The following is a 26,650-nucleotide window of genomic DNA, read 5'->3' on the forward strand; positions in this document are numbered from 1 at the left end:
AGTACCGCTTCGTGTACTTGCTTCCCACCTGGCACTACTTCCTCTGGAACCTCACGTCCCAGTCTCCAGGTGTCCAAGATCAAGGGGAAGCTTCACCCGGGCTTTTCACCCACGGACCCGACGGCGCTCTGGTGGTGATGTGGGCACGCCGGAGGCGATGACCGGCTACACGTCGCTGGGGTCTCGTTTGTTGCCCTGAACGCGGACCATGATCAGAGTGCGGGGGCGGGGGTCGCCGGCGGGACCCGGAAGGGTGCGGACCTGGATACACGCAGCGATGGCCGCGAGACCGTGCGGCTTCGGGGTGATCCAGAACCACGAGGAAGTTCACGGATGGGCCGGCGACCTGGTACGAAACGGCTTGGGGCCCGTAGGTTTTGGCGTAAGCGTCCCAGGAGGGTTCGGTCCAGTCCCGTTTGAGCTCCAGGGTAATGAGTTCGGTGTGTGGCTGCCAGGCGATGTCGACGCGGCCGCCCCCGACGTTGGTTTCCTCCATGCGCACCCGCAGACCCTGGCCGCGTAGGAAGTCTCGCAGGTCGCGGCCGAGTTCGGCTTCGCGAGGTTTGTCCTCGTCCTTCTTGAGTTGGCGGAGGTAGGCCCGCGCCTGTCCCCCGTACTTCTGTGTCTCCGACAGCCGCAGGTCGACGAACCGGAGCAGGTACAGGACCATGCGGTCCACGGCGGCGGCGAACTGGCCGACGTATCCGTCCGGGCATTGCTCCTTCAGCTGGTGATGGGTGTCTCGGAACACCGTGGCGATGACGGGCACCTCGTCGACCGGCTGGGCCGCTTGCCGGGAGGCGAGCATCGCGGCGATCCGCTCACTCAGCTCCGGGACGTCTGCCAGCAGGTTCTGCAGGCGCTCGGTGTCTGCGGGGGAGAGCCCGAGCCCGGCGAGTGATGCCGCCGGGCCATCAGGTTTTGGGGAGGGTGAACCACCCCCGGTGTCCAGCGCTTGCCGTAGTCGTACGGTTTGTTCCTGGACCAGCGTGGTGGTTGGGTCCTGGTCGCGGCCAGGGTCCTCGGCGAGTTCTTCCAGCCACTCGTCCAGGAGGGCCAGTCCGCCTTCGTATGCGAGGAGGGTGGCCTCGACCCTGGGGGCGAGGAGGGCGTGCAGGCCGTGCGTGGCCGCTGGTGCGGCGGGCCGCGGCTGGAGGCCGGCCGGGTGAGTCGCGGAGGGGGCGAACAGGTCGAGCGTGCGGTGGGCGGTGTAGACGTCCACGAGGTCGCTGATCACGGCGGCGGCGTGGAGCCAGGCTCCGGGGCGGTCCGCGTGCTGTGCGCGGGTGAGGGTGTCGAGGAGGTGTTGCCAGGCGGTGAGGGTGTCCAGGCGCGGAGTGCGCCACCCGGATGGCAGTCCCAGGAGGTTGAGGCGGAGCTCCAGGACGGCGTCGTCGAGTTGGCTTCTGGCGTCGTCGGGGAGGGGAGCGCCCGCGGAGAAGCCGAGGATCGCGTCGATGGCGGTGCCGAAGGCGGCCGCGTCTGGGCGTTCTTCGTCCTGGTGGGCGTCGCTGAGGTGTTGGCGGGCTTCCAGAAGGGAGGCTGCACGAGGCCCTGGCGGCGGTGGACGAAGCGGTTGACATTCACCGCCGCCTCATGACGACCGGTCCGGCCAGCCGGTCGCAACCCGCCCTGGCCATGGCCCTGCTCAACAAGATGGGCTGCCTGTACGACATGGGACGGGCGGAGGACGCCGTTCCCGTGGCGACGGAAGCGGTGGAGCTGTACCGCGGCCTCATGCGGGACGACCCGGAAATCCACGAATCCCGGTTCGCCACAGCCCTGTCCGGCCTCTGGCTGATGCTGTCCAGGGCTGGGCACGTGACCGAAGCCCTCCAGGTGCTGGAGGAGTCGGTGGAGGTCAGCGCACGCCTGTTGGAGCGGGAGCACGCCGTGGTCCATCGGCCGACATACGGCAATGAGCTGTTCGTCCTCGCGACCCAACTCGCCGCGCTGGGCCGCTATGACGATGCGGCGGAGACCCTACGGAAGGCCGTGACAGCCCACCGGACACTGGCGGAGGGCGACCCTCTCCGGCATACGCCCCAGCTGGCATTGTCCCTGTCGTGCCTGGTGACGAACCTGACCCAGGCGGGGCGCCGCCCCGAAGCCCTGCCCGTCGCCGAGGAGGCGGTCGAGTTGCTGAACGACCTCGTGCGGCAGGACGACACCCACCAGCCTCTGCTTGCCGAGTCGCTGTGCGTCCTCGGTGGCCTCCTGCACAACGCCGCACGGCCGGAAGCGGAGGAGACCCTCCGACGGGCCGGCGACATCGCTGACGCCCTGCCCCGCACCGACGCACATGAAGTGCTCCGGAGCCTGTCCTGCTCCGGACTGGGCGTACACCTCGTGGAGCGGGGGAGTGCGGCCGAGGGCCTGCCCCGCGCCCGGCAAGCCGTCAGCATCGCCCGCGGCCTGGCCGACACCCACCCCGCGTACGCGAAACTGCTGGCCTTCTCCCTTGTCCTCCTCGGCCGGCTCCTGGCGATCGACCCGAAGACGCAGGAGGAAGCCCTCGGCGTGTCCGCAGAAGCGGTCGCCCTTTGCGAGCAGTTGGTGGAGGTGGAAGCGGTGTCGCATGACCCCGTCCTCGCTTGGGCACTGCCGCACCACGGCCTGCGGCTGGCTGAGGCCGGATACGAGGAGGCCCTACGCGCCACCGCGCAAGCGGTCGGCCTCAGCCGTAGGCTGGCCGCCGGTCACCGCGCCACACACGAGGATCACCTCGCCTTCTCGCTGTACGCGCATGCCAGAACCCGGCTGCTCGCGGACGTCGAGTTGGAGGCGGCCAGGGACAGCATCAGGGAAGCCCTTCCGATCTGGCAGGCGATCGCGGAGCGGGAACCAGGGCTCGTCGCCCCGTACCTCGGCATGGTGACAGCCACTCACTCACGCCTGGTCGGCCACCAGGCATGACTTGGAGGAGGTGCCTCTGCTGCCCATGCGCTGGTGCCGGGGCGCCGCCTGGGATGCCTGTCACGAGACTCTCGTCAGGGCCACGCAGACGGAGGGGAGACGACGTCGAGCAGCCTGGCACGCCTGGGGTTTCCCGCCGCCGGCGGTCAGCATCCACAGCACCGCCCCGACGGCACGGGCGGTCAGGAACGGCCGCCCACCCCGGGCCGTCGACGCCGTACGTCGTAGATCTCTGTGGCTACCGCTGAATCCCGTTGTCACGCGCTGCCGCCGCGCTGGAAGCCGGCCGCCACGTGCTCATCTACGGCGAGGGGCGCATTCCCCAGCGCAGGGACGCCGCAGAAGCCGCCCCCGAAGCCTTCCGCAGCGGCCCCGCTCGCCTGGCCACCGCCTCCGGTGCCCCCATCATTCCGATCGGCCAGGCCGGCGCCCGCCGGATTACCTCCGGCAGCCGTACCAAGCAGGTGGCCGGGCTCCTCACAGCCCCCGCCCGGCGTCCTCGACTGCACGTGCACGTCGGTGCCCCCGTCCACCTGCCGACCGAAATCAGATCAGCGAGCGCGGCCGCGCACCACGCCGTCACCGCAGCCTGGCGCACCGCCGCCCAGCACCTCGGCGAGCCCGCTGCGCTCGCGGCCTGATTGACACCCTGCCCGGCCAGCGGCCACGTGCATCGGACGCCGGGCAGGCCGACGCTGGGCAGCAGACCCAAGCAGCCGGCGACCTGCCGCGGAGCAGGCATCGGCGGTCTGAGGGCACGCTGCAGCGGTCAGCCGGTTCCCGGCGTTGTCCTTCCCGGCTGGCGCGTTCTTCTTCGGGGCTGGCTTGGTGCGGCGCTGTGACTCCGCCTCCTTCACGCTCAGCTCCAATGCCGCCATCAAATCCATGACTCTGCCTTCGACGGACACGGTGGCAGGGGCGTGTGGCGGCTCCAGGCCCTCGAGCCGGGCGGTCACGACCTGCTCCAGAGCGTGCCGGTAAGCGTCTTGCTGCTCGTCCAGGCGGAAGTCGGCGGTGACCGTGTCCATCAGTGAGTGGGCCATCTGCAGCTCCTGACGGCGCGGCGGCTCGGTCTGCGGGACGGCGATGTCCTCGGTGCCGCGCAGCTCATCGGGCCAGAGCAGAGTCTGCATTCCGATCACCTGTTCTCGGACGCGCAGAACGGCCATGGATTCGCGGGTGCGCAGCGTGACCCGTACGACGGCTACCAGGCCGCTCTCGCGCATCGCGCGCGCAGCAGGGCGTACGCGCGCGCGGCGGCCGGGTCGCCGACTCCGAGGTGGTAGGGCTTGTGCAGCAGCATCGGGTCGACCCGATCCGCGGGCACGAAGGCCAGGACCTCGATCGCTTTGGGCGAGCTCGGCAGCGGCAGATCGGCGAGGTCCTGCTCTGAGAGGACAACCACCCGGCCATCGTGGGACTCCCACCCAGGAGCTGCCTCTTCGTACGGGATTTCGATCCCCTCGCGTTCGCAGATGCGCCGGAGCCGTACCCGGCCGCCTCCGTATCGGGGGTGGACCTGGTGCAGAGGGACCGGGTGCGGCGCGGTCGCGGCATGCACGGTCACCGGGATCACCACCAGACCCCAGGAGATCGACAACTTGGCAATGGTCTGCGGCATGATCCCATCGCACTCCTGACCAGCCCTGATCGCACCTTGAACCGTGCCGTTGGGGCTGGGCGGACGACGCTGGAGCGCAACGACGCCTACCGGCCGCACCCCGAGCGGGCGCGCCAGCGCCGCCCGCGCCCCGCGCAGCCACTGGCAGGAGACGTACGCCGGGCCGTCCCTGGAGCGAGCCTCCCCGCCGCTGCAGTTCGTCTTTGTTCACGCCCCGCGTCGCCCCGGGCACCGAGAAGCGGCCTTCCAGGTTCTATGGCATCGCCGTCGCGCCTAACGCGGCTGCCCCGCTGGCAAGCGCGCTGAGGGGCCCGTGGCCGGGCGCGGCAGGGGCCCCTCAGCGCGCTTCCGTGGGGGACCGATGGTGCACGCGTCTCCCGGATAACGACATCGGCGTTGGCCGGACACGGTGGTTCAGCCAGAGGGCCCGTCGGTCGTAGGGGGGTGCCAATGAGTTCTAGGCGGGGCCCGCGACGCGGGTGAACAGGCTGCTGCCGAGTCGCTTCCGCAGGTCGGAGACGCTCGGCGCGGAAACGTCCATCTGTCAAGTATCCGCCTGGACGTGCCGCACGTCACCAGGCTGGCTGACTACGTCCTCGCCCGGGCGGGCCTGATGGCGTGTGCCTCCTCTCTATGGGCGGTGGTCCGTTGCCAGAGGAACGCGGCCTCGCCGCAGGGTTGGCAGCGGACGACCCCGTATGAGGCGACAACCTCGGCTCGCCTGGTGCGGCGCGCGGGCGCACGATGGTAGGAGAAGGTCGGCACCCGGGGCTGGGCTCGCGCCTGGTCAGCCGTGCCGAAGCCATGAGCCGACGAGATAACCGGAGGTGGCAGGCGATGACCACATTCATGGACGTGCACCACGACATGAAGGGCATCACGGCTGAGCAGTTGTCGGCGGCGCACCGGGCGGATCTGGAAATTGAGGCGGAAGAAGGAGTGCACTTCGAGCGGGCGTGGGCCGACCCTGAGGCGGGAGTCGTGTACTGCCTCTCCGAGGCGCCCTCCGCCGATGCGGTGAAGCGCATACATGAGCGAACCGGTCACCCAGCCGCCGAGATCCACCCCGTGCCGCTTGCCGTCTAGCTTGTCCTACCTTTCAAGCGGGTCGGATCTGATCATTCGTAGGATCGGGGAAGCCCAGGGGTGGGAAGCGCGCTGAGGGGCCCCTGCCGCGCCCGGCCACGGGCCCCTCAGCGCGCTTGCCACCACCTAGCCCCACCGCCCGGTGTGCCAGCGCCTCCACCTAGACAGTGGTCGTAGCCGGCCCGGCTCCCGCCTCGGATACCGTGTTCCTCTACGGGGTGCCATAACGGATGTGACGCCCCCCACCGGAGGTAGTCAGCGTATGAGTTCAAAGCGCAGCAAGAATCCAGCCCTGCCCGTACTTGACGACGCATTCCGACTCGCGTCGGTCAAGGACGCCGAAGAGTCCACCCGTGACTTGGCCGCGCGGCTGGCCACCACCGAGCTGCGCCGCGTTTCCCACCCGGGCCGGGTCACCTGGGAGCCCACCGATCAGGCCGAGCCCGTACCGGTCCCGCCGACTGTGGTCGACGGTGACGGGGACCTGTGGCTGCGGGACCGGGGCACTGGCACCTGGACCATGCCCGAGTTCAACCCGAAGGAATTCCCGGCCCGCTGTGGCGAGGTTCTGACGTGGAACCAGCTTGCCCGCGAGTTCGGCCCGCTGACCGCACTGGCCGACGACCGCCGCATCGGCGGCGGCCGGCGCTGACCGCGCAGCCTTCTGGGATGACCGCGCCCCTGAACGCCCGTTACGGGTAGCTGGGAGCTCCAGCTCACCGCCGAGCTCGACGATGGCGGCGAGCAGGTGAGCGTGGTGGTGGCGTGCGACGGCCTTGAGCAGCGTGGTGCGGGCCTGGCGCCACGCGATGTCCTCGGTGCGGCCGGCGTCGGTGGACCAGCCGGGTAGCGGTCGGTCTTCAGTTGCCGTGGTGAGCGCGCGGCCCAGCTCGCCGATCGACTGCTGCCAGTCGGCCAACTGCCCGAGCAGGCCGCGCACCAGCTCGTCGACGGCGGCCGCCGGGCCGGCGCCGAAGGCCCGCGCTTCGGCGGCGGCCTCGGCGAGGACGTCTTCGTCCAGGTCCTCGAGGGCCTCACGCCACGGAGCGGCCGCAGCGTCGAAAGCGGCCAGGGCGGCGTGCAGCTCGGCGTCGAGAGCGGCGGGCGAACACGGCAACGGGGTGCTGATGAGGATTCGTGAAAATCCCCAGGGTCGCTCTTCCCCTCAGCTGGTTGGGGGTTGAACGTTCTGGGGAGCCTGGGGATCGAGGAGCGGAGAGAAGGCGTCTCGGAGATTCTTCGGGCCCTCGGTAGTGAAGGGCAGCCATCCCCACTTCGCGGGCGGCGGTGTCGTCGATGAACAGGCAGCGGTGGACTGGCGCCCCGACTCGTTCGGCGGCGATGAGGTAGACACGCGGGTCTGGCTTCGCGACACCGATGTGGGCGGTGTTCACCACGGCGTCGGCGAGGACGTCCAGCCCCTGCCGAGCGAGATCCGAATCCAGCCGCGTGGTCGCGTTGAAGACCAGGGCGACGGTGACGGCCTTGCGGGCGCGCTTGAGCAGGGCGACGACCTCTTGATCAACGCGTGGCATGAGGTCGGACCAGGCGGTGACCACGGCGCGGGCGCGGTCCATTGATCCACACGCTTCGGCGATGTCTGCGGTCACCGTAGAACGCCATTGCTCATCGGTGATCTTGCCCGTGATTGCGGGGTGCAGTCGGGATGGTGTGAAGGCGGCTGCCGCGAGCGTGCCTGGGGGGAGTCCGTGGAGGCGGTCGAGATCGGCGTGTCCGGGGACGGGCCAGTGCCGAAGCACGCCGTCGATGTCGCAGAGCACGGCGTCGTAGGGGAGGACAGTCATGATCAGAACCCGTTTGGTGGCTTGTCCGACGGATCACGTTGGCGTAGGTGTGATCATGGCAGGGCCCGGCAGCCGGAGGCCTGGCGGGCCCGCGGGGATGGTGGGGGGTGGTGTGTGGAGTGCGGCGAGAACCAGCGGTACCCGTCGTCTTCGCTCCAGACCCCAGGGGCGTTACGGACCTGGCCTGTTGGGGATTGTGAGTGGGCGAGGGCGACCTCTCCGCTGAGCTTGTGATCTATCCAGCCGCCTCGAACAAGAGGAGCTGGTGATCACTCGTCCGGGTGTTTCCGGGACGGCGGTACGACCTTCGCGTGGTCCTGAACTCGACCAAGAGGGACAGGACTTGACGCGAAGGCCGTGATGGTGAGTCTGGTGGAACAGAGCAGGCAGCGCGAGCCGTTCGCGGAACTGTCACGCTTCCGGGGGGTCTTCTACGACTGCCTGACCGGACGGCGCGACGCGCTGTTCGAGCTCACCGACGCGGTGCTATGCACCGACGGGCCAGTGAAGACCCTGGTGGACCTGGCGCTCGCTCCCGAACACCGGCGCGGCCACGGCGCCCTGTACGGCGCGCTGAACAAAGGCTGCCTCGACGTCGGGCGGCTGCGTGCTGCGTTGGCCGGACTGCCACTGCCGCGCGCCGCCGACGGCCGACTGGTCCTGGCGGTGGACGTGTCGCCCTGGTTGCGGCCCGACGCCGCCACCAGCGACGCCCGCTCGTTCTGCCACACCTACGGCCGTGGCGAGAGCAAGCACCAGATGATCCCGGGCTGGCCCCGAAAGCGCCGATAGCGAGTACGAGACCGGTTGCTAGCGTTCGGCCACGTGAATGACAGCGTGTACGTGGGCAACGCGGGCCAGGATGCGGCACTGGACCGAGGATGGCTCCTCGGCCACTTCAAGGACATTGGCGACCCGCGCCACAGCGAGTCCGTAGAGATCAAATGGGGCGTCCACCCCTGTGCCGATGAGCGATCGCAGTGGGTGAGAGGCGAGAAACGCACAGCTCTCCTGGTCCTCATCAGCGGCCGCTTTCGCGTCGAACTGCCCGGCCGCAGCGTACTTCTGCAGGAACAGGGTGATTACGTCGTGTGGGGGCACGGAGTCGATCACTCATGGTTCGCGGAGGAAGAGTCGGTGGTGCTGACTGTTCGGTGGCCGTCCACGCCAGGCTATGCAGCGACAGAAAAGGGCGAGGCCCAACAGACCTGACACTAAAAGAGATGGTCACAGCCACTCGTTGATGGCAGCAATACGGACGGTCGCCTCGTAGCGGACCGCGAGCTTGTCGTATCGCGTGGCGACGGCGCGGTGTCTCTTGAGGCGGTTGATCCCGCACTCGACCGCGTGGCGCTCGCGGTAGTCGGCCGGGTCGAAAGGGCGGCCGGCCGCCGCGGGAGCCGAGCTTCTGGCGATTGCGCGCCTGGTCGGCTTTGTCGGGGATGGTGCATCGGATCCCGCGGCGGCGCAGGTAGGCGCGGTTCTTGCGGGAGGCGTACGCCTTGTCAGCGCGGACGCGACTGGGGCGGACCCGTGGCCGGCCCGGCCCGATGCGGGGCACGCGGACCTTCTCCAGCACGGGTTCGAACTGCGGCGAGTCCCCGCGCTGCCCTGCTGTGACCACGATCGCCATGGGCTTTTGGCCCTGCTCGACGGCCAGGTGCAGCTTGGTGGTGAACCCGCCGCGCGAGCGTCCCAGCCCGTGATCAACGGGCTAGGTGAACACGCCACCCGGCGGTTCCTTCTGCAGGTCGCCCTGCTTGCGGGCCCCGGCCGCATGCTGATGGGCGCGGCACACCGTGGAGTCGACGCTCAGGTCCCACGTGATCGCGCCATTCGCGTCGGTCAGGGACTGGAGCCGGGTGAGGACGCGGTGCCAGATGCCGTCCCGCTGCCATCGGCGGAACAGGTCATAGATCCGGCCCCACGGCCCGTACTCGACGGGCACGTCCCGCCACGGAACACCGGTCCGGACCCGGAACCGTATGCCGTCGATCAACTGCCGCCGAGGCCAGACGGGCGGCCGCCCCGCCCTCGTGCCCTTCGGCAACAGCGGCTCCAGCACCGACCACTGCTCATCCGTGAGATCTCCCCGCCCCATGACCGAGATCATTCATCGCTCTTCGCCTCCTCGCCCACCGTGGTGCAGCGGGTAGGCGACACCAACCAGGGCATCTACAGTGACGTCGACGCCGTGCGCGGTGCGAGCGCCTCGAGCCGTTGCACGTTCGGTTCAACGACACCGCTAACAGGATCTTCGCTTTGCTCTTCTGAATCCACCCTTGCAGGGCTGACAGCGCGTGGTGGCATCGCAAGGCCCCGAGCCTGTAGGCCGTTGCCTTCGCGCTCGAGGGACGGGCCCCGGAGGACCTGGCCGAGGTCGTCAAGCTGTTCGCTCCGCTGGTGGCCGCCGCATGATGTGGCCCCACGCGCTGGCCGCCGCCGTACCCGCCGCACTGGTGGCCGGCTACTGGGCGGGCAGCGCCCACCTCCTCGAGCGCGCCGAGGGCACCGTCGACCGGTGGGCCTGGAAGCACGCGGTGCGCCGCACCAATACCCGGCGTCGCTCGGTGCGCTGGTGGCTGGCCCAGGTGCGGTTCGCCGCGCGGATCGCGTACGACTTCACCCTCGCCCCCGTGGCAACGGTGCGCCACATCCGCGAGGTCCGTCGGCAGCGGCGCACGGTCCGCTCGCCCGCCCCGCCGGTCATCATCACCGACCCCCGCCCCGCCGACGACAACCAGCGGCAGGGAGCGCAGCAGTGAACGCCGGATCCTCCGCGACCGACCGCGCCGCCGCCCTGGGCGCCGGCCGACGGACCGGGCTGTGGGTGCGGTTGCTGATCGCACTCGGCGTACGCGAGGAGCCGGCCCCGCCGGAGGACGCGATGCCCTGGCTAGTGGGCGCGGAAGGCGAGATCGCCACCCAGGAGCTGGTCGAGGTCTTGATCGGCGAGGGCTGGACGATCTTCCACGACCTGGGCCTTGCCGACGCACGCCGGGCCGTGCACGTGGAACAGGAACCGGTGGCGGTCGTCGTCCACCGGCAGGTCGAAGTTCTCCCGAAACGCCCGCAGTTCCTCGCGTCTGCCCACGAAGCCCGCCCGCCGCCTGCGCCGGATCAGCTCCTGCATCGACATCCTCGCCCGCGCCATCCCGCCCCTCCCCTGGCCCCGCTCCGCGGCCAGTGTCGCGCGCCTGGGGGTCGCGAGGTGAACGGCCGCCGTACTCGATGGAACGTCCGCATCTCGTAACGGGGTTCCTGTGGTGTACAACCTTCACTCGAAGTGGTCCGTCTCCCGTTACGTCACACACGTTCCGCACAGGAGGCACAGTGCCCCGCCGCACTCTCACCGCCGCGATCGCCGTCACCGCGCTCGCGACCCCCCTCGCGCTCTTCGCCACCTCCGGCACGGCGTCGGCCGCGCCCGTGCCGCCCCGCACGCCGATGACCGACTTCAACCACGACGGACACGCCGACCTCGCGGTCGCGGCGCCCTTCGGCACCGTCGGCGGTGTGGAGAAGGCCGGTTACATCTCGGTCGTGTACGGCACCGCCTCCGGGCCCGCAACGGCGCGCCACCAGATGATCAGCCGGGCCACGCCCGGCGTCCCCGGCGACCTCCAGGGCACCTTCGCCTTCGGTGTCCAGACGCTCCCCGGTGACCTCGACGGCGACTCGTACACCGACCTGCTCGTGGCGAGCGGCGGCGACGACGGCGAGCCGACCGTGCTCTGGGGCTCCAAGGACGGCCTTACCGGCCAGAACACCGTTCTGCCGTACCGGTACTCCGAGTTCGCCCTCGGTGACTTCAACGGCGACGGCAAGCGCGACCTCGTCGTGAACTCCGACCCGAGCGACGACCCGGACGTCTCCGGGATGACGATCCAGTACGGCCCGTTCACCCGCGACGGCAAGACGCGCACCCAGGACAGCATCACCACGGACGACGGCCCCTCGGGTCTGCGCTCCTTCATCACCGGTGACCTCACGGGTGACGGTGTCGACGACATCGTCACCACGCACGGCTTCGAGGAGATGCAGCACGAGGCCCGCTTCTGGAAGGGGTCGAGGACCGGCGTCGGCCACACCTCCAAGGCCCTCGGCACGGCGTACAGCGGCACCGTCGGCGATGTCGACGGTGACGGCTACGGCGACCTGATCACCCGCGACATCGGCTCCGTCACCGAGGTCATCGACTCCGCCCCGGGCAGCATCACCATCCAGTACGGCGGCTCCACCGGGCCGAGCAACACGCGCAAGAAGGTCATCACCCAGGCCACCGCGGGGGTTCCCGGGGCGAGCGAGGCGAACGACGCCTTCGGCGCGTCCCTCAGCGCCGGTGACGTGAACGGCGACGGCAAGGCGGAGGTCGCGGTCGGCGTTCCCGGCGAGAGCCTCGACGCCGCCACCGGTACCGGCGCGGTGATCCTGCTCAAGGGCGCGTCCAAGGCCGTCGGCGGCATGACCGGCAAGGGCGCGATCGCCTACAACCAGTCCACTGCGGGCGTGCCCGGCGTCTCCGAGTCGGGCGACGACTTCGGCCGCCAGGTGAGCCTCTCCGATTTGAACAAGGACGGCAAGGCGGACCTGACCGCGACGGCCCCCGGCGAGGACGGTGCCTTCGCCGACTCGGGCGCCCTGTGGAACCTCTACGGCTCGGCGAGCGGCCTGACCACGACGGGCGCCGGCACGCTCAGCCCCGTGAAGCTCGGCGCCCCCGAGAAGGACGCCAAGTTCGGCCACACGCTCGGCGGCTGACCCCCTCCCCCTCTCTCGCCTTCTGTTTTTTCCTGTCTTTCTCTGTCTTTCTCTCTTCTGGAGGATCAGTGCGACGCTCCCTCACGGGCGCCCTCGCGGTCACCACGCTCGTCACTCCCCTCGTGCTCGTCGCCGCCGCCGGCTCGGCCTCGGCCGCGCCGGTGCCGCCGCGCACGCCGCTCGTCGACTTCAACCACGACGGGTACGCCGACCTCGTGTTCTCCGCGGTCGGCGGCTACGAGGGCACGACGCCCGGCCAGGTGACGGTCGTCTACGGCTCCGCGTCGGGCCCTGACACCGCGCACGCCAAGACCTTCGGCCGCGCCACCCCGGGCGTGCCCGGCGACCCGGAGAGCGGCGGACGCTTCGGCCAGGAGACGGCCGCCGCCGACCTCGACGGCGACCGGTACACCGACCTCGTCGTCAACGGCTACGACGGCAAGGCCGTGGTCCTGTGGGGCTCCGCGGCCGGCCTGTCCGGCCAGGGCAGCGCCGAGCTGCCCTGGAACGGCGGGCACGTCACCGCCGGCGACTTCAACGGCGACGGCAAGCGCGACCTGGTCACGGTGGACTTCCCGCGCAGCGACGACCCCAACAACGACGACCAGGGCATGCTCATCTCCTACGGCCCCTTCACGCGCGAGGGCAAGGCCGCGAGCACCCAGGCGGTCGCCACCAGCCGGACCTTCGGCCCCGGCGGTTTCGTCACGGGCGACATCACGGGCGACGGCGCCGACGACATCGTCTCCAACCACGGCTTCGAGGAGATGGCGTACGGCAGCAAGTTCTGGGCCGGCGGCAAGGACGGCGTGAACACCACCCCGAAGCCGCTCGCGGCCTCCGTCGGCGGGGCGATCGCGGACGTCGACAAGGACGGCTACGGCGACCTGATCGTCCGCGACATCGGCAACAACTTCGAGGACATGCCGTACCAGAAGGGCACGATCCTCATCAAGTACGGCACCGCGGACGGGCCTTCGACGACCCGCACCGCGAAGATCACGCAGGACACGGCGGGCGTGCCCGGCGTCGGCGAGGAGGGCGACGAGTTCGGCTCCTCGATCAGCGCGGGCGACGTGAACGGCGACGGCTACGCGGACGTCGCGGTCGGCATCCCCGGCGAGGACATCGAGTCGGTCGCGGACGCGGGGAGCACGGTGCTGCTCAAGGGCTCCCGCACCGGTCTGACCGGCACGGGCGCGCAGGCCTTCCAGCAGTCCACGACCGGCGTGCCCGGCGCCTCCGAGAAGGAGGACAAGTTCGGCAGCCAGGTCCTGCTGTCGGACACCAACAAGGACGGCAAGGCCGACCTGACGGCGACCGCGCCCCTGGAGGACGGCACCTACGCCGACTCCGGCGCCGCCTGGCACCTGCGGGGCGCGGCCGGCGGCCTGACGGTCACCGGCATCACGTCGTTCGGCCCCAAGGCGCTCGGCGCGCTGGAGAAGGGCGTCATGTTCGGCTCGTGGCTGGCGCGCTGACCCGTCCCTTCGGGACAGCCCCGGGCGGCGGTGGCGAGTCGTAGGGCACGAGGCCCCCACGCGCCACCGCCCTCCGGAAGGGGCCCCGCCCGGCCCGTCGGCCGCCCGGCCCGCGCTCAGTCCACCAGCGGCAGCAGCTCGGGAAGCTGCCCGTCCGAGGCCCGCGCGGCGCGCGCCCGCTCCTCGGGCACCTCGCCGTAGATTCGCAGGTCAAATGGGTAGTGTTCGCTTCCGCTGTGGTTCTGCGCAAAGCGGGGGATGTCGGTCGGAGTGCCGCCCGGCGCTGTCGCGGCGACGTCGACACCGACCTCCACGATCAGCTCGGGCCGATCGCGCCAGCGCCCGCGATGCCCGCCGCGGTGACGCTGGGAGGTCGCGCGGTGCGACGAGCAGCCGCCTGGAGTCAACGGACCCTCGTCACCGTGCACACCGCATGTCGGGTCGTCCCCGCCAAGACCTCCACCACTGTGCCCGTCTCCACGGCGCTGTACGGCTCACCCGCGTCCGTTCGGGCTCGGCGTGCGGGGCCGCCTCCGCCAGGCGCGGCGACTTGTGTGGCGGTGGCGGCGGTCAGGGCCTGCGACATGGCGCGACGCCCGTCCGGCAGGCGTACGACGACGTGGCGCGGTCGCGCCGGCGGACCTGTGTAGCCGATGACCTCCGCGTCCACCGTTTCCGCGTGTCTCACTTTCTGCCTTTGAGGCGTGCCCGGTGAAGAGCCGCGATACGGCCTCGTCGGGCTACCAACAGGCACTCGCCGCACACCAAGCCGCCGTGTCCGAACGGCGGGTGGACACGGCCATCGCGGCTGCGGTCGAACGTCAGAACCTTGCCCTGCAGCAGCAGCGCGAGCGAGCCTTCGCCGACGACCCAACCGCCTTGGAGCAGTTGCGCGAGCGGGCGCGGCAGAAGGTGGCGTCGCGGCGGCGTGAGCTGTCCAGCCGCAATGTCAGAGCCTCGTGGCACGATCGCCGCGCGGTGATAATCCGTGGACAACGAACAGCCACCAAGACCCCTGCCAGCATGGCTTCAAGGCAGCCCTCGCAGGACGGCTGAACCCCGCATCATGAGCACAGGGTGGATGGTGACTGCCCCGCTGGGAGGGGCGGTAGACCCCCTGACGGTCGGAGCCGGTAAGACCATTGAGGCCGGGCTTCCGGCCATGGAACTGGCACGCCAGCCCGTGCGTAGGGCTGAATTGATAGTCGTTGACGAAGCGCATCGCTACTCGGCGCTTGAGCCTTGGCTGCAGATCATGTGGTCCGCATCCCTGTCAGGGCCACAATCCGCCTCAGCGTCGCTGGCAGATCGGGAGCGCCGACACGCTCTCCCTCTGCCCCGCCCTCTTCCGTTTCGGCCCCGCCATCTCCGAGTCGTCGTGAGGACGAATCGGTACGCGCAGTGGAATCGGCTGGCCGAGTCGGGGGAGGAAGACGGCCGCGACCAGCGACAGGCGAATCGCACCAGCGGCCACCGGGTCCGTAACCCTGCCGTCCACAAGGCGGTCCTCCTACGGTCTGGCGGGAGCTGTGAAAACCCCTCATGCCATGGCCCCCGCACCATCGGTTACACCGACAGTGGCGACCCGATCCTTGAAATCGACCACGTCATCGAACACGCCAAAGGTGGCCGCGATCACGGCAGCAATGCCATTGCCCTCTGCCCCAACTGTCATCAGCTCAAGTCCCGAGGCCGGGATCGGCATCACCTGACCGAAGCGCTTTCTTGGGAAGCCTCCCGACTCCACGAAGCCGCCATGCCCGGCGCCTGACGGTGGAGGCCGGGCTGGTTGCGGCCACTTGGTCGGCCGCCCTCGACGACCCGTCCGACACCGCCGCCGTCGCTGCCGATGTCCGAGCGTCGCTGGAGGCCGACATCGCGAAGGCGGAGTTCCTGGAGCCGGGCGAGCTGGACGCGGCCCCGGCTGCGGAGCGTCCGCACTCGCCTTCACCGCGCTCCACACAGTGAAGCAGGCGGCCCCAGAGAACCGACGCAACGCGCTGGCGATGTCGGGTCGCGCCGAGGAAGCCGAAGCAGAGGCGCGGACCATCCCCGCGTGCACAGGTAGCACAGCGACCGCGTGCCGTACAGCGACATCGGCTCGGGACCATCCCCGCGTGCGCGGGGAGCCCCTGCTCCGGCAGCGTGAGCGTGCCTTCGCCCACCAGGCGCCGGCCGAGGAACCGCAGCCGAAGGCGCAATCGGACTCGCTCACCGCCGGGCGCTGGTGCGGGTCCGGTCGGAACGCGCCGCCCTCTCCTGCGACGTCGCCCCCTGACCAGTCAATGCGCTGCGTCCAGTCCAGAGTGAGCGCAATCCAACGGGATGCAGCAGGATGCCGTGGTCACGCGGACGCCGAGGGACCGAGCCGTCACCAGCACGCCCGGTCCTTACTGTTCGAACATATCAGCGGCCTGCCGTATGAACGGCTCCCTGGACCTTTGGGCCCTCACACGCTTTCAGCCAGACCCTCGTGACTATGGTCAAGGCCTTTCAGTACAGCCCGCTACGAGGAATTTGATCAACATGAAGGGTTGACCAGTTCCGGCATCTTGGGCACGGGCGGCCAATCAGAAAGGACGCAGGAGATGCAGTCAGTCTACCGCCGGGCGGGCGGCCGCAGGGAGCCCGCCGGGCGGGCGGCCGCAGGGAGGGTGGCTCTGCCGGACGGTCCGGATCTTCGGCTTCGACGCTGGCGATCCGTGCCTTGATATCTGGGTCTTTGGGGAGATGAGACGGGAGCTTCGTGTTGGAGAAAAGATAGGACCTGATCAAGGCCGCTTTGGATACCTTCGCGTCCTCCAGGTCTGTGCCGTCCAGGTACGCGTCAGTCAGGTTCGCACCGGTCAGATCCGCGCCGTTCAGGCTCGCGATTGTCAGGTTCGCACCGGTCAGATCTGCGCCGTTCAATTCCGCGCTATCCAGATTTACCCCCAGCATGTACGCGCCGGCCAGGTCCGCATCCTTGAGGTACGCACCGAGCATGTAGGCGAAGTCCAGGTTCACGGCTTTCAGGTTCGCGTTGGGTAAATCCGCTTGTGACATATCCGTCCGCGCCAGGACTGCGCCGCCCAAGTCCGCGTACGGCAGGTCTGCGCCGTCCAAATTCGCGTCGAGCAGGTTCGCGCCGCTCAGTTGCGCGCCCGTGATGGGCGCAACGTCGCCGGGGGAATAGGGAATAAGTGATGCGCCTGGCAAGTGGGCGCCCTCCAGGTCGGGGCTGAAGTCTTTGTCCCGGGTCGAGTCACGGAAGGCGACGACCTTCAACGCGGCATTTAGACGATGTCCTATGTGGCGCTGGCTCGTTGGACTCGGCATGGGGCGGGGTACGTGGAGTTGGATTGTTCCGGACGGGCTGTGGGAGATCGCGGAGCCGCTGATCCCGCCGTCGAAAGTGCGCCCGCAGGGCGGCGGGACGCAGGACACGCCTGATGAGACGCTGTTCGCCGCGATCATCTACGTCCTGGTCAGCGGCTGTGCCTGGCGAGCGTTGCCACCGTGCTTCGGGATATCGAAGTCGACGGCCCACCGCCGGTTCTTGATCTGGTCGAGAGCCGGAGTGTGGGGCCGGCTCCACGAGGAGATCCTGCACCGCCTCGACGACGCCGGCCTTCTCGACCTCTCCCGCGCTGTCCTCGACTCCGCCCACGTCAGGGCTAAAAGGGGGGCGAACTCACAGGTCCCAGCCCCGTGGACCGGGGCAAGCCGGGTTCCAAGATGCACGTCCTGTCGGACGCGAACGGACTGCCCCTCCTCGTCGGCATCTCGGCAGCCAACACCCACGACAGCGAAGCGCTGAAGCCCATGATCACGGGTCACCAAACGAGACACGACCCCCACCGCGGCCGCTCCTTCAAGCCCCAACGCCTCCACGCAGACAAGGCCTACGACGTGCCCCACCTGCGGAAATGGTTACGCGGCAAACGCATCGGCGTGCGCATCGCCCGCAAAGGCATCGAGTCCAGCGAACGACTGGGGCGCCGCAGATGGGTCATCGAGCGGACCATGTCCTGGCTGACCGGATACCGCCGACTCAACCACCGCTACGAACGCCACCCCCGCAACTACCTGGCCTTTCTCGGACTCGCCGCCGCCCTCTGTTGCTACAAACGACTTGCCCGACTCACCACATAGGACATCGTCTTAGGTCGGGTCGGAGGTCTTTGGCTTTCCCATAGGGCTCCTTGGCATGTGTGCGGACAAAGGTCGTCAGAACGTCGGCAGTCGTGGGGTGATCGCGTACGGAGTCCTCCATGATGCGTTGCAGGGCATAGATGCCACCGAGACGGACGTCCATGGAGTCGTTGCCGAGGTTCTCCACGGCCTTGGTGTACCGATCGGTGATCTGTCCTTCTTGCGCGACGTCCAACTCCCTGCTGCTGATCTTCACCTGCTCACGGACCTGGTTGTTGGAGTACCAGATGGCGGCCGCCGAGACGAGGGTCGAGAAGAGAACGCCAAGGACAACGGCGCCCAGTTCGATCCGGCGAGCCCAGTCCAACCGCTGAGGTTGCACGGTCTCAGGTCGGGGGCTGCCCTCTGTGGCCGGCGGTGTCTGTCTGGGCGAGCTCGGCCGGGCTGCTGTCCGCACAGTGCGGGGCTGCGCGACACCACGCTGGCGAGGTACTGGAGCAGGAGAGGAGCGTCCTCGTACGGCCCGTTCGCTGGCCCGGCGAACTTGCTGACTGCGTCGGTGTGACATGAGGCCTATTCGACTGCCCCTCTGAAGGCCGCCGCAGGAGTTCCAGCGGATCCGTTCGGTGTAGCAGGGCCGTTCGACCTTCTACAGGGCCTTGCGTTCGTTGAAGGTCGCGCGGTGTCGGCACCCCGACGGCGCGCTCCAGCCGCAGCAGCGCGTCGGCAGCCGCCCTGATCAGGTCGTTCTCCTCGGCGGTGGCACCGCCGTGCGTCACCTCTTCGGCCCGGTTCAACCAGCGGCGGATCTCCGTGCGGCTGCGCCCGTCGTCGACCGCCTGCCCGAGGGCCGCCATGACGGTCGCGCGGTCCTCCGACGGGATGTCGTGCGCCTCGTCGCTGACCCGCACGGTCGGCCGGGCTTGCGCCGGCGCGGCTTTGGGCGTCCTCACGCCGATGGGTCGCCGCGTGGTGTGCAGCCGGCGGACCTCTTCGACGGCCGGGGTCGACAGCCCCGAGGGCGTGAGTTCTACCTCGTGCAGCTCGAACCACTCGGTGGTGCCGCCGTGGCGTTCGGTGCCGACCTGGATCCGGCGGCGGGTGCCGTCGGGGACGAGCTGGATGCGGTTGACGTATCCCTGCGTCGTCGGTCACGTGTCGACTTCGCCGATCGTAGGACACCCGCCAGATCCCGCCGGATCAGCACACGCATCAGGTCGGTCTCCAGCCGCCGGCTGTCCCGGGCGCTTCCGCGTTTGGCGTCGATGCGCGCCCTGAGCGTATCGATCCAGCCCTTCGGGCTGCTGCCGTCCTTGCCCACGGGTACGACGTCCACCGGGTCGACCCCGAAGACCTCCACTGCGCGTGCGGTGCGCTCCTCGATCGCCTCGGGCGTGGAAGCCTCGCATCGGGTCACCGCCACCACCAGGTGCAGCTCGTCCTCGTCCCGGCGCAGCAGGCTCAGCAGCTCGGGCTGTCCGGCGTTGGCCAGCCGGCGTTCGTCGGCGACCAGGAGCGCGGCCGGGCTGGTAGCCAGGACGATCTTCATCAGCTCCTGCCACTGCTCCTGCGCCCGGCCCCGCTCCAGGCCGGGCAGCAGCACAAACCCAGTGCCCTCCAACTACCAGAAACTCAGCGGCACTTCGAGCTGGGTGAGCAGCACCCGGGCATCCTGGCTCTTCACATGCCGACGCCACTCCTCGCGTTGCTCGGCGGAGTAGTACCGCCGCTCCACGAGCTGGCCGCTGCGCTCCGCGTGTGCGCCGGGCCGCCGGAAGACCACCACCCCGCGCGGCTCCTTGAGACCGGCCCGCTCGACGATAGCGACCGGGCACTTCTCGCCCAGGCCGGTGTTGTCCTCGAGCCAGGCGCCCGCGCCCGGATAGAGGTTGGGGGCGAGCAGCGTCTTGCCGGCGCCCTGCTCGCCGGCGATCGAGACGAACTGGTGCTCGCCCAGTGAGCTCAGCATGTAGAGCTGCCGTACCAGAAGCAGCCAGTCGCTGTTGTCGGCACCCCTGATGTCGAGCTCCACGCCGAGCCGCATCAGGGCCATGGCGAGCCCTTGCAGCAGTCTCTCCGCCTTGACGAAACGACCGTCGACTGGCCCTCCGACCACGCGGCGGTCGTCACCGTCTTCGCCGTGCCTCGCGGAGACTGACGTGACGGGCCGGGAGGCGGGCCGTGGGCATTGAACGGTGAGTCAGTCCGGACCATTGCGGTCCGGGCACACGATCCACTAGTTTGAGCCGCCTCGCTACCTGCGGGTAACAGCCATGGGTCACCACACGTCCACCCGGCCACCCGATTCGTCCTGTCGTCCTGGGGAGACCATGCGCTGGCCCTTCGGCCGTCCGACCACGGTTCGTACGCGGATCGTGGCCCTCGCGCTCGCTCCGGTGATCGCCCTCATGACGCTGTGGAGTTTCGCCATGGTGTCCGTCACCGGCGAACTGCGCGCACTCGTCCGTCTCCAGGACGTGTACAACACCTTCGGCACGCCGGTCGACACGGCGATCGGCCAGATCCAGATCGAGCGGCGCCTCGCGGCCGCGTACCTGGGCGAGGACCACGGAACGGCGGCTGCCGTCGACCTGCTGGCGCAGGAGCGCCGCACCGACCGCGCCGTCACCGCGATGCGCACCGCGATCCGGTACGGGGACCGCGACCTGCTCTCCGGTCGCCAACGGCAGGTACTCGACATCGTGCTCGACTCGGTCGACGGGCTGGAGGGGCTGCGTGGACGGGTGCTGTCCCACGCCGTGTCCTGGGAAGGGGCCGTGGCCGAGTACAGCGCCCTGGTGGAACCCGGTTTCGATGTACCGTCCGCCCTCACGGCACTTCAGGCGGGACAGCTGGCCCGCGAGGCACAGGTCGTCGTCGAGCTGGTGCGGGTGCGGGAGTTCGTGTCCCGCGAGGACGCGCTCGTCGCCGGGGCACGGGCCGCCGGAACGCTCACCGACCGCCAGTACGACACCCTCACCGCGACGATCGAGGACCGCCGGGTCTTCGAGCGGACCTATGTGCCCGACCTGCCGGCCGACTCGCGCGCCCCCTTCGAGGAGTTCCAGCGCGGAGACCTCCACCGGGAGCTGACCCGGGGTGAGGACGCCCTGCTGCGGGCGGGTGCGAAGGGTGCGGGCGAGGCCGTCGCGGCTGGTACCTGGCGCACCACCACGGACCGCGCCGTCAAGCAGTACATGCGGCTGTGCACCCGGTCGGCGATCAACTCCGCCGAGCGCGGGCGGGAGTTCGCCTACCGTGAGATGGCCAAGGCCGCAATCGTCGGTGTGCTGGGACTGGCCGCCGTAGGACTGTCCTTGTGGTTCGCGGTGCGCGGGGCACGGCGCATCTCGCGCCGCCTCGAGTCGCTGCGGGACGCCGTCGATCTACTGACCAACCGTCAGCTCCCGCACGTCATGGAACGGTTGAGCGCCGGCGAGGAGATCGACGCCGCCGCCGAGGCGCCGCCCCTGGCAGATGCGGAGGCGGTGGCCGACGAGATCGGCCAGGTCGGCCGGTCCTTCAACACCGCCCGGCTCGCGGCCGTCGAGGCCGCCGTCAAACAGGCCACCCTGCGCCGAGGGCTGTTCGCGGTGCTCCTGAACATCGCCCGCCGCAACCAGGCGCTCGTGCACCGACAGCTCAAACTGGTCGACACGCTGGAGCGGCGCACCGACGACGCGGACGTCCTGGACGACCTGTTCCGGATCGATCACCTGACCACCCGCATGCGGCGGCACGCGGAGAGCCTGATCATCCTCTCCGGCTCGGCCCCGGGCCGCCGTTGGCGGCGGCCCGTGCCCGTCGCCGAGGTGGTGTCCTCCGCGGTGAGCGAGATCGAGCACTACGCGCGGGTCGTGGTCCCCCCGATGCCGGAGGTGGGCGTCGCGGCCGACGCCGTCGCCGACGTCGTCCACCTGATCGCCGAACTCGTCGAGAACGCCACGGTGTTCTCACCTCCCCACACCCAGGTCACCCTGCGTACCGGGCGGGCGGGGAGCGGGTTCGTCCTGGAGATCGACGACCGGGGCCTCGGTCTCGCGCCGGAACAGATCGAGGAGGCCCACCGGACCATCACGAGGCCGGACGACTTCGACCCGACCCGGCACGACCGGCTCGGGCTGTACGTGGTGGGGCGGCTCGCCGCACGGCACGGCATCAGGGTCACGCTGTGCCGTTCACCGTACGGCGGCACGACGGCGGTGGTGCTGCTGCCGGAGGCGGTTCTCGCGGCGGTGGAACCCACGGGTTTGGCCCTCGATGCGGAGCCGGACCCGCGGGGGCTGCCCTCGCGGGCGCGCACCGCGGTTCTGCAGGAGCGGCGGACGGCGCAGCGCGAGCAGGACGTCGGCCTGGTGCGGCAGGACGCTCCGGTCCCCGCCGCGCCCGTGCTGCCCACCCGGGTTCGCCAGACCTCCCTCGCACCCGAACTGCGTACCGCGGGACCGGAGGCCGACGGGACACCGGAACACGAGGTCACGCCGGAGGAGATGCGCGCGGTCTTCGGAGCCTTCCAGCGCGGCCTCGACCGTGGCCGCAAGGGCCTGCCCACGCAGCCGGGCACCAGGCAGTCCGGCCCCGCGCAGCGAACCGACACCGAGGAAGGGACCGACGTCGACCATGCGCCCTGACCAGCTCCCAGAGCACCCTGCCCAGACCCTCGAGGCCCGGATCCGCGAGGCCCGGATCCCCGAGACCGAGAGCCTGGCGCCGACGGGCGGCGCCTCCGAGTCCGGGGACGGCACCGACCGGCCCGGTACCGATCTCGGGTGGCTGCTCGACGACCTCGTGGCCAGAACCGACCATGTCCGTCAGGCCGTGCTCCTCACCGTCGACGGTCTCCCGCTGAGCTGCTCGGACGGCATGCGCCGGAGGGATATCGAACACCTCGCCGCCGTCTGCGCCGGCTTCCACAGCCTCGCCCGCTCGGCGGGCGAACGCTTCGCCGCGGGCGGGGTGCGCCAGACCATGGTGATGCTCGACGACGCCTACCTCTTCATCACCCCGGCGGGCGACGGAAGCAGGCTGGCCGTGCTCAGCGAGGTGCAGACGGACGTCGGACAACTCGCCCACGAGATGGAACTGCTCGTCCGCCGCGTCGGACACCACATGGCCGCCTCCGTACGTTCGGCGGCCGACCCCGCGGGCTCCTGATCCGCCCGTGACCGACGATCACTGGTACGAGGACGAGACCGGGCCGATGGTGCGGCCCTACACCGTCACCGGGGGCCGGACCCGGCCCTCGGACGGGCATGTCATCGATCTGATGTCGCAGGTCACGGCCCTGGAGGCGGGCACCGGGCTGCCCGGTGTCGATCATGCCCCGGCCGCCCTGCTCGACCTGGCGCGCCGCGGACCCCGGCCGGTCGTCGAGCTCGCCGCGGACGTCGACCTGCCGCTGACCGTCGTACGCGTGCTGCTCGGTGACCTGGCCGAGGCCGGTCTGGTGCGCATCGACGAGCCGCGCCGTTCGCCGGACGGCGGTCCGGCGGCCGACCCGGAACTGCTGCGCGAGATCGTGGAGCGGCTGCGCGAGCTGTGAGCGCCGGGCGGGCCGGACGCGGGGCCAGAAGGCCCGGCGCTTCCGGGCCCCTTCCACGACCACGCCGTCGTGGGCAACACCTACTTCGCCGCCCCCGTCCCCGGCGTACCGCTGCGGCTACGGATCGATTTCACCGGCACCATCCATGCCAACACCTACGGCGGGCTGCGTTTGGCGGTCGTCCACCCGGACCGCGGCGAGATCGACGCGGTGGCGCTCAGCTTCGTGGACCACGGAACTTTCCACCGCCGCGACGAAGCCACCAACACCCGCCCGAACACCAAGCAGTACGGCACCTTCGACAAGTACCACCGCCCCGGCCGACCCCCGTGGGACGGGGCCGTCACCACCGGGCTGCGCGACGCCATCGAGCAGTACACGGCCGTCTGGTTCCCCGGCGCCTGGACCGCGTCCGCGCCCAGGCGCACGGCCGGCCGTACCCCGCGCAGCACTCCCGTCCCGCCGGCCGCCCCCGCCGGGGCCCGCACCCGCTGAGCCCTCGTACCGATCCTCGCGCAGCTCAGTTCCGCGCAGCCTTCCCGGCAGGAGCCTCTCCTCGTGTTGCCCGAAACGCTCACCGACCCCTTCAAGGACCTCGACCCTGCCCAGACCGTGAGGGTTCGCCCGGGCCACCTCGCCGGTCCCGACCATATCGGTGGCGCACGCTGCCCGGGCCCTCCGGAGGGAGGAAGGTCTGCCTGATCTCCACCGAGCCCCAACACCGGGCCGTCAAAGAGGTCCCCTTCCACGCCCGCCGTCACCTCTTCGTCGCCGCACCAGCTGCGGCCAATCAGCTGCCCAGCTATCCGACGCCCGCTCTGCCGCCCCCGACGCAGTTGAACCTGCCGCAAAAGACTCCTGACCTGCGGTTTTATGCGTTCGCGTTATGGGCGGTACCTCGGCCGCTCGCCTCGGGGGAAGGGGAAGGGGAAGGGGAAGGGGAAGGGGAAGGGGAAGGGCCGGGACGGGCAGGCCCGTGCGCTGCCTGATCGGCGGCAGGCAGCGCACGGGGCGACGCTGACGCCATGGCCGCCCAGCTCGGATACCTGCTGACTGCCGGGGCCCTACCCGCGGTGTCGCTGGTGGTCCCGTTCAGTTCTCCGGCCGCGACATGGCCCGCATCGTCGTCGACCCCGCCGACGGCGTGTCCACCGTGGGCGACGAGACGGGCATCATCGGCGTTGTCCGAGACTTCGAACGCCACCTCTATCTGGTCGCTGACCGCTCCGGCTCCATGGGCGCCAACGACTGGGGCCTGGAAGCCTGTCGACTCGCGTTGGAACTCAAAGCAGAGGCCATCGTGGTGGAGAAGAACCACGGCGGCGACATGGCCAGGCAGGTCATCACCCAGGCGTGGGAGCAGCTGCGCCGGGACGGCGTCACCCGCGGCCCACTCATACCCATGGTCCTCGAGGTAACCGCCAAGGTCGGCAAACGCCTCCGTGCTGCACCAGTCGCCCAGCTGTATGAACAACAGCTTGTCCACCACGTCGGCGATTACATCGAGCTGGAAGACCAGATGGTCACCTGGGTCGATGGCATGGACAGCCCGGACCGGATGCATGCCGCAGTGCACGGACTCACCGAATTTGCAGACCCTGACCAGATGGACATGCTCCCAGCCGACACTCATGACGAACGGTTCGACGGCAGACGGTGAGTTGAGCCCGGCGCGGGACGAGGCAGAGCGAGCGCGGGTGGCACCCATTTTCGGTCACGATGAGTTCAGTCCGATATCTGACTACTGCCACATATGGAGGAACGGTATTGATTGTGGAGTTCGCGCATAGAGATCGATGAATCTGGAGGTACCACCATGGTCCGTCTCCGTTCCGCCTCGCTGACCCTGCTGACCGCTGCCGCATGCGTCGCGCTCACCGTGCCATCGGCCTCGGCTGCCCCCGGCGATACCGCGACCATGTGCTCGAGCTCTTTGACGCCGTCCGGCTGGGTCGATGTGCAGTGGTGGAACAGCTGGGCGTGCGGGACCACGTTCAACCCCAATATGAAGAAGATCAAGCAGGTCTCCGGCATGCCCATCGGCTCCACCGTGAACGCCTGTTCCTCCACACTGCCCCCGGCGGGCTGGGTGCAGGTGAACCGCTTCTACAGCGGTGCCTGCCAGTACTCAGCGGTGCCCAGTCATGACCCCAACACCTGGACGATCAAACGGGTTTCCTGAGGCGGTTGGGACGTCGTAAGAACACCGCACTCTCTTTACTTTCACGGCACCCTCCGAAGTGTCCTGTTGTGAACATGCCGGGGAAGTGGGGGGTGCCTCTATGAGTTTCGTCAGCCTTGTCGTGCTGGGTTTGAGGTGATTCGTCGGGGTGGGGTTCATGCGGCGAGGGTGGCGGTCCTGGGCTCGCGAGGTTCGTAGACGGTGCCGTCGCGGAGCATGGCGAACAGGACGCTGATGCGTTGGCGGGCGAGGCGGAGGAGGGCCTGAGTGCGGCCGAGGGCCTGCCCCGCGCCCGGCAAGCCGTCAGCATCGCCCGCGGCCTGGCCGACACCCACCCCGCGTACGCGAAACTGCTGGCCTTCTCCCTTGTCCTCCTCGGCCGGCTCCTGGCGATCGACCCGAAGACGCAGGAGGAAGCCCTCGGCGTGTCCGCAGAAGCGGTCGCCCTTTGCGAGCAGTTGGTGGAGGTGGAAGCGGTGTCGCATGACCCCGTCCTCGCTTGGGCACTGCCGCACCACGGCCTGCGGCTGGCTGAGGCCGGATACGAGGAGGCCCTACGCGCCACCGCGCAAGCGGTCGGCCTCAGCCGTAGGCTGGCCGCCGGTCACCGCGCCACACACGAGGATCACCTCGCCTTCTCGCTGTACGCGCATGCCAGAACCCGGCTGCTCGCGGACGTCGAGTTGGAGGCGGCCAGGGACAGCATCAGGGAAGCCCTTCCGATCTGGCAGGCGATCGCGGAGCGGGAACCAGGGCTCGTCGCCCCGTACCTCGGCATGGTGACAGCCACTCACTCACGCCTGGTCGGCCACCAGGCATGACTTGGAGGAGGTGCCTCTGCTGCCCATGCGCTGGTGCCGGGGCGCCGCCTGGGATGCCTGTCACGAGACTCTCGTCAGGGCCACGCAGACGGAGGGGAGACGACGTCGAGCAGCCTGGCACGCCTGGGGTTTCCCGCCGCCGGCGGTCAGCATCCACAGCACCGCCCCGACGGCACGGGCGGTCAGGAACGGCCGCCCACCCCGGGCCGTCGACGCCGTACGTCGTAGATCTCTGTGGCTACCGCTGAATCCCGTTGTCACAAGGGCAGCCATAGGCACCAACCCGCACTTCGTCGGACGT

Annotated in this window: 27 protein-coding genes and 5 pseudogenes; 21 read left to right on the forward strand and 11 right to left on the reverse strand. The window is 69.7% G+C overall.

The annotated features are described in order from the left end of the window. Positions 1 to 79: 79 nt before the first annotated feature. The gene (locus ACWIHY_RS35335) at positions 80 to 1,237 is read right to left on the reverse strand and encodes a hypothetical protein (RefSeq protein ID WP_454380500.1); all 1,158 of its coding nucleotides are present in this window, start codon (positions 1,235 to 1,237) and stop codon (positions 80 to 82) included. A gap of 9 nt (positions 1,238 to 1,246) precedes the next feature. On the opposite strand from ACWIHY_RS35335, the gene ACWIHY_RS35340 reads away from it, so the two are divergent. From ACWIHY_RS35340 to ACWIHY_RS35350, 3 genes and pseudogenes are all read left to right on the forward strand, one after another. Continuing rightward, positions 1,247 to 1,600: a hypothetical protein gene (locus ACWIHY_RS35340; protein WP_454380501.1), complete on the forward strand. Its 354-nt coding sequence runs from the start codon at positions 1,247 to 1,249 to the stop codon at positions 1,598 to 1,600. Then, entirely contained in the window at positions 1,597 to 2,916 is a 1,320-nt protein-coding gene (locus ACWIHY_RS35345; protein WP_454380502.1) for a tetratricopeptide repeat protein, read from the forward strand. Before ACWIHY_RS35340 ends, ACWIHY_RS35345 begins: the two co-directional genes overlap by 4 nt. Positions 2,917 to 3,170: 254 nt before the next feature. Then, positions 3,171 to 3,557 (forward strand): annotated as a pseudogene (locus ACWIHY_RS35350) (1-acyl-sn-glycerol-3-phosphate acyltransferase); the annotation flags it as partial. On the opposite strand, the pseudogene ku reads toward ACWIHY_RS35350, so the two are convergent. Next, positions 3,468 to 4,537 (reverse strand): annotated as a pseudogene (gene ku, locus ACWIHY_RS35355) (non-homologous end joining protein Ku). The pseudogenes ACWIHY_RS35350 and ku sit on opposite strands and share 90 nt — an antisense overlap. Positions 4,538 to 5,374: 837 nt before the next feature. On the opposite strand from ku, the gene ACWIHY_RS35360 reads away from it, so the two are divergent. After that, a complete protein-coding gene (locus tag ACWIHY_RS35360) occupies positions 5,375 to 5,623 on the forward strand; it encodes an SCO4226 family nickel-binding protein (protein ID WP_454380503.1) in 249 nt (82 codons plus the stop codon). A 268-nt stretch (positions 5,624 to 5,891) separates the two neighbouring features. Here ACWIHY_RS35360 and ACWIHY_RS35365 read toward each other — a convergent pair whose 3' ends face one another. Both ACWIHY_RS35365 and ACWIHY_RS35370 read right to left on the reverse strand, forming a co-directional pair. After that, positions 5,892 to 6,740, reverse strand: a complete 849-nt coding sequence (locus tag ACWIHY_RS35365; RefSeq protein ID WP_454380504.1) for a hypothetical protein — start codon at positions 6,738 to 6,740, stop codon at positions 5,892 to 5,894. Then, positions 6,658 to 7,428, reverse strand: coding sequence for an HAD-IA family hydrolase (locus ACWIHY_RS35370; RefSeq protein ID WP_454380506.1), 771 nt, complete (start codon positions 7,426 to 7,428; stop codon positions 6,658 to 6,660). Before ACWIHY_RS35370 ends, ACWIHY_RS35365 begins: the two co-directional genes overlap by 83 nt. Before the next feature lie 360 nt (positions 7,429 to 7,788). Here ACWIHY_RS35370 and ACWIHY_RS35375 point away from each other — a divergent pair. Both ACWIHY_RS35375 and ACWIHY_RS35380 read left to right on the forward strand, forming a co-directional pair. Further along, a pseudogene (locus ACWIHY_RS35375) lies at positions 7,789 to 8,205 on the forward strand (transposase); the annotation flags it as partial. A 48-nt stretch (positions 8,206 to 8,253) separates the two neighbouring features. Next, positions 8,254 to 8,640, forward strand: a complete 387-nt coding sequence (locus ACWIHY_RS35380) for a signal peptidase I (RefSeq protein WP_454380507.1) — start codon at positions 8,254 to 8,256, stop codon at positions 8,638 to 8,640. Between the two features lie 15 nt (positions 8,641 to 8,655). On the opposite strand, the pseudogene ACWIHY_RS35385 reads toward ACWIHY_RS35380, so the two are convergent. Then, positions 8,656 to 9,529: pseudogene (locus ACWIHY_RS35385) on the reverse strand (IS5 family transposase). 313 nt (positions 9,530 to 9,842) lie between these two features. On the opposite strand from ACWIHY_RS35385, the gene ACWIHY_RS35390 reads away from it, so the two are divergent. Beyond that, a complete protein-coding gene (locus ACWIHY_RS35390) occupies positions 9,843 to 10,193 on the forward strand; it encodes a hypothetical protein (protein ID WP_454380508.1) in 351 nt (116 codons plus the stop codon). A 131-nt stretch (positions 10,194 to 10,324) separates the two neighbouring features. Here ACWIHY_RS35390 and ACWIHY_RS35395 read toward each other — a convergent pair whose 3' ends face one another. Continuing rightward, positions 10,325 to 10,582: a hypothetical protein gene (locus ACWIHY_RS35395; RefSeq protein WP_454380510.1), complete on the reverse strand. Its 258-nt coding sequence runs from the start codon at positions 10,580 to 10,582 to the stop codon at positions 10,325 to 10,327. A gap of 179 nt (positions 10,583 to 10,761) precedes the next feature. Between ACWIHY_RS35395 and ACWIHY_RS35400 the strand changes: the two genes are divergently transcribed. Both ACWIHY_RS35400 and ACWIHY_RS35405 read left to right on the forward strand, forming a co-directional pair. Then, entirely contained in the window at positions 10,762 to 12,189 is a 1,428-nt protein-coding gene (locus ACWIHY_RS35400) for an FG-GAP-like repeat-containing protein (RefSeq protein WP_454380511.1), read from the forward strand. Positions 12,190 to 12,257: 68 nt separating this feature from the next. Continuing rightward, positions 12,258 to 13,670 carry an FG-GAP and VCBS repeat-containing protein gene (locus tag ACWIHY_RS35405; protein WP_454380513.1) on the forward strand — a complete coding sequence of 471 codons (1,413 nt, stop codon included), beginning with the start codon at positions 12,258 to 12,260 and terminating at the stop codon, positions 13,668 to 13,670. A 116-nt stretch (positions 13,671 to 13,786) separates the two neighbouring features. Here the strand turns inward: ACWIHY_RS35405 and ACWIHY_RS35410 are convergent, their stop codons facing one another. Then, on the reverse strand, positions 13,787 to 14,098 hold the full coding sequence (locus ACWIHY_RS35410; protein WP_454380551.1) for a hypothetical protein: 312 nt from the start codon (positions 14,096 to 14,098) through the stop codon (positions 13,787 to 13,789). A gap of 283 nt (positions 14,099 to 14,381) precedes the next feature. Here ACWIHY_RS35410 and ACWIHY_RS35415 point away from each other — a divergent pair, with 283 nt between their 5' ends. The 3 genes from ACWIHY_RS35415 (at position 14,382) to ACWIHY_RS35425 (ending at position 15,638) form a co-directional block, all read left to right on the forward strand. Beyond that, positions 14,382 to 14,726: a hypothetical protein gene (locus tag ACWIHY_RS35415; RefSeq protein WP_454380514.1), complete on the forward strand. Its 345-nt coding sequence runs from the start codon at positions 14,382 to 14,384 to the stop codon at positions 14,724 to 14,726. Positions 14,727 to 14,925: 199 nt separating this feature from the next. Next, complete coding sequence (locus tag ACWIHY_RS35420; RefSeq protein WP_454380547.1) at positions 14,926 to 15,441, forward strand: HNH endonuclease; 516 nt, start codon at positions 14,926 to 14,928, stop codon at positions 15,439 to 15,441. Beyond that, positions 15,396 to 15,638: a hypothetical protein gene (locus ACWIHY_RS35425; protein WP_454380552.1), complete on the forward strand. Its 243-nt coding sequence runs from the start codon at positions 15,396 to 15,398 to the stop codon at positions 15,636 to 15,638. The genes ACWIHY_RS35420 and ACWIHY_RS35425 overlap by 46 nt, the downstream gene beginning before the upstream one ends. Positions 15,639 to 16,163: 525 nt before the next feature. Here the strand turns inward: ACWIHY_RS35425 and ACWIHY_RS35430 are convergent. Beyond that, on the reverse strand, positions 16,164 to 16,937 hold the full coding sequence (locus tag ACWIHY_RS35430) for a pentapeptide repeat-containing protein (RefSeq protein WP_454380515.1): 774 nt from the start codon (positions 16,935 to 16,937) through the stop codon (positions 16,164 to 16,166). A gap of 49 nt (positions 16,938 to 16,986) precedes the next feature. Between ACWIHY_RS35430 and ACWIHY_RS35435 the strand changes: the two genes are divergently transcribed. Continuing rightward, positions 16,987 to 17,804 (forward strand): IS5 family transposase gene (locus ACWIHY_RS35435; RefSeq protein ID WP_454380516.1). Its coding sequence is split into 2 segments (ribosomal slippage): positions 16,987 to 17,329 and positions 17,329 to 17,804, totalling 819 coding nucleotides; the frame shifts between segments, so codons are not numbered across the junction. Here ACWIHY_RS35435 and ACWIHY_RS35440 read toward each other — a convergent pair. The 3 genes from ACWIHY_RS35440 to ACWIHY_RS35450 form a co-directional block, all read right to left on the reverse strand. Continuing rightward, on the reverse strand, positions 17,794 to 18,171 hold the full coding sequence (locus ACWIHY_RS35440) for a hypothetical protein (RefSeq protein ID WP_454380517.1): 378 nt from the start codon (positions 18,169 to 18,171) through the stop codon (positions 17,794 to 17,796). The two genes, ACWIHY_RS35435 and ACWIHY_RS35440, sit on opposite strands and share 11 nt — an antisense overlap. Positions 18,172 to 18,834: 663 nt before the next feature. Further along, positions 18,835 to 19,425, reverse strand: coding sequence for a hypothetical protein (locus ACWIHY_RS35445; RefSeq protein ID WP_454380519.1), 591 nt, complete (start codon positions 19,423 to 19,425; stop codon positions 18,835 to 18,837). After that, positions 19,426 to 19,920 carry a hypothetical protein gene (locus tag ACWIHY_RS35450; protein ID WP_454380520.1) on the reverse strand — a complete coding sequence of 165 codons (495 nt, stop codon included), beginning with the start codon at positions 19,918 to 19,920 and terminating at the stop codon, positions 19,426 to 19,428. 214 nt (positions 19,921 to 20,134) lie between these two features. On the opposite strand from ACWIHY_RS35450, the gene ACWIHY_RS35455 reads away from it, so the two are divergent. From ACWIHY_RS35455 to ACWIHY_RS35490, 8 genes and pseudogenes are all read left to right on the forward strand, one after another. After that, on the forward strand, positions 20,135 to 22,435 hold the full coding sequence (locus ACWIHY_RS35455) for a nitrate- and nitrite sensing domain-containing protein (RefSeq protein ID WP_454380521.1): 2,301 nt from the start codon (positions 20,135 to 20,137) through the stop codon (positions 22,433 to 22,435). Next, positions 22,425 to 22,958, forward strand: a complete 534-nt coding sequence (locus ACWIHY_RS35460) for a roadblock/LC7 domain-containing protein (RefSeq protein ID WP_454380522.1) — start codon at positions 22,425 to 22,427, stop codon at positions 22,956 to 22,958. Before ACWIHY_RS35455 ends, ACWIHY_RS35460 begins: the two co-directional genes overlap by 11 nt. A gap of 7 nt (positions 22,959 to 22,965) precedes the next feature. After that, on the forward strand, positions 22,966 to 23,346 hold the full coding sequence (locus ACWIHY_RS35465) for a DUF742 domain-containing protein (RefSeq protein WP_454380524.1): 381 nt from the start codon (positions 22,966 to 22,968) through the stop codon (positions 23,344 to 23,346). Positions 23,347 to 23,415: 69 nt separating this feature from the next. Continuing rightward, the gene (locus ACWIHY_RS35470; RefSeq protein WP_454380525.1) at positions 23,416 to 23,841 is read left to right on the forward strand and encodes a hypothetical protein; all 426 of its coding nucleotides are present in this window, start codon (positions 23,416 to 23,418) and stop codon (positions 23,839 to 23,841) included. A 515-nt stretch (positions 23,842 to 24,356) separates the two neighbouring features. Beyond that, positions 24,357 to 24,464: pseudogene (locus ACWIHY_RS35475) on the forward strand (transcriptional regulator); the annotation flags it as partial. After that, on the forward strand, positions 24,458 to 25,006 hold the full coding sequence (locus ACWIHY_RS35480) for a hypothetical protein (protein ID WP_454380527.1): 549 nt from the start codon (positions 24,458 to 24,460) through the stop codon (positions 25,004 to 25,006). The pseudogene ACWIHY_RS35475 and the gene ACWIHY_RS35480, both read left to right, overlap by 7 nt. 156 nt (positions 25,007 to 25,162) lie before the next feature. Continuing rightward, positions 25,163 to 25,528, forward strand: a complete 366-nt coding sequence (locus ACWIHY_RS35485; protein WP_454380528.1) for a hypothetical protein — start codon at positions 25,163 to 25,165, stop codon at positions 25,526 to 25,528. A 239-nt stretch (positions 25,529 to 25,767) separates the two neighbouring features. Next, positions 25,768 to 26,349 (forward strand): hypothetical protein, encoded by a 582-nt coding sequence (locus ACWIHY_RS35490; protein WP_454380553.1) that lies wholly within the window; start codon positions 25,768 to 25,770, stop codon positions 26,347 to 26,349. Positions 26,350 to 26,650: the final 301 nt, after the last annotated feature.

The sequence above is a fragment of the Streptomyces sp. NPDC055287 genome (genome assembly GCF_053646035.1).

Excerpts from the sequence above, each read along its gene's own strand:
- ACWIHY_RS35345 (WP_454380502.1), top strand. The coding sequence starts at position 1,597 with ATGACGACCGGTCCGGCCAGCCGGTCGCAACCCGCCCTGGCCATGGCC.
- ACWIHY_RS35360 (WP_454380503.1), top strand. The coding sequence starts at position 5,375 with ATGACCACATTCATGGACGTGCACCACGACATGAAGGGCATCACGGCT.
- ACWIHY_RS35370 (WP_454380506.1), bottom strand. The coding sequence starts at position 7,428 with ATGACTGTCCTCCCCTACGACGCCGTGCTCTGCGACATCGACGGCGTG.
- ACWIHY_RS35390 (WP_454380508.1), top strand. The coding sequence starts at position 9,843 with ATGATGTGGCCCCACGCGCTGGCCGCCGCCGTACCCGCCGCACTGGTG.
- ACWIHY_RS35395 (WP_454380510.1), bottom strand. The coding sequence starts at position 10,582 with ATGGCGCGGGCGAGGATGTCGATGCAGGAGCTGATCCGGCGCAGGCGG.
- ACWIHY_RS35420 (WP_454380547.1), top strand. The coding sequence starts at position 14,926 with ATGTGGTCCGCATCCCTGTCAGGGCCACAATCCGCCTCAGCGTCGCTG.
- ACWIHY_RS35455 (WP_454380521.1), top strand. The coding sequence starts at position 20,135 with ATGCGCTGGCCCTTCGGCCGTCCGACCACGGTTCGTACGCGGATCGTG.
- ACWIHY_RS35460 (WP_454380522.1), top strand. The coding sequence starts at position 22,425 with ATGCGCCCTGACCAGCTCCCAGAGCACCCTGCCCAGACCCTCGAGGCC.
- ACWIHY_RS35480 (WP_454380527.1), top strand. The coding sequence starts at position 24,458 with ATGGCCCGCATCGTCGTCGACCCCGCCGACGGCGTGTCCACCGTGGGC.
- ACWIHY_RS35485 (WP_454380528.1), top strand. The coding sequence starts at position 25,163 with ATGGTCCGTCTCCGTTCCGCCTCGCTGACCCTGCTGACCGCTGCCGCA.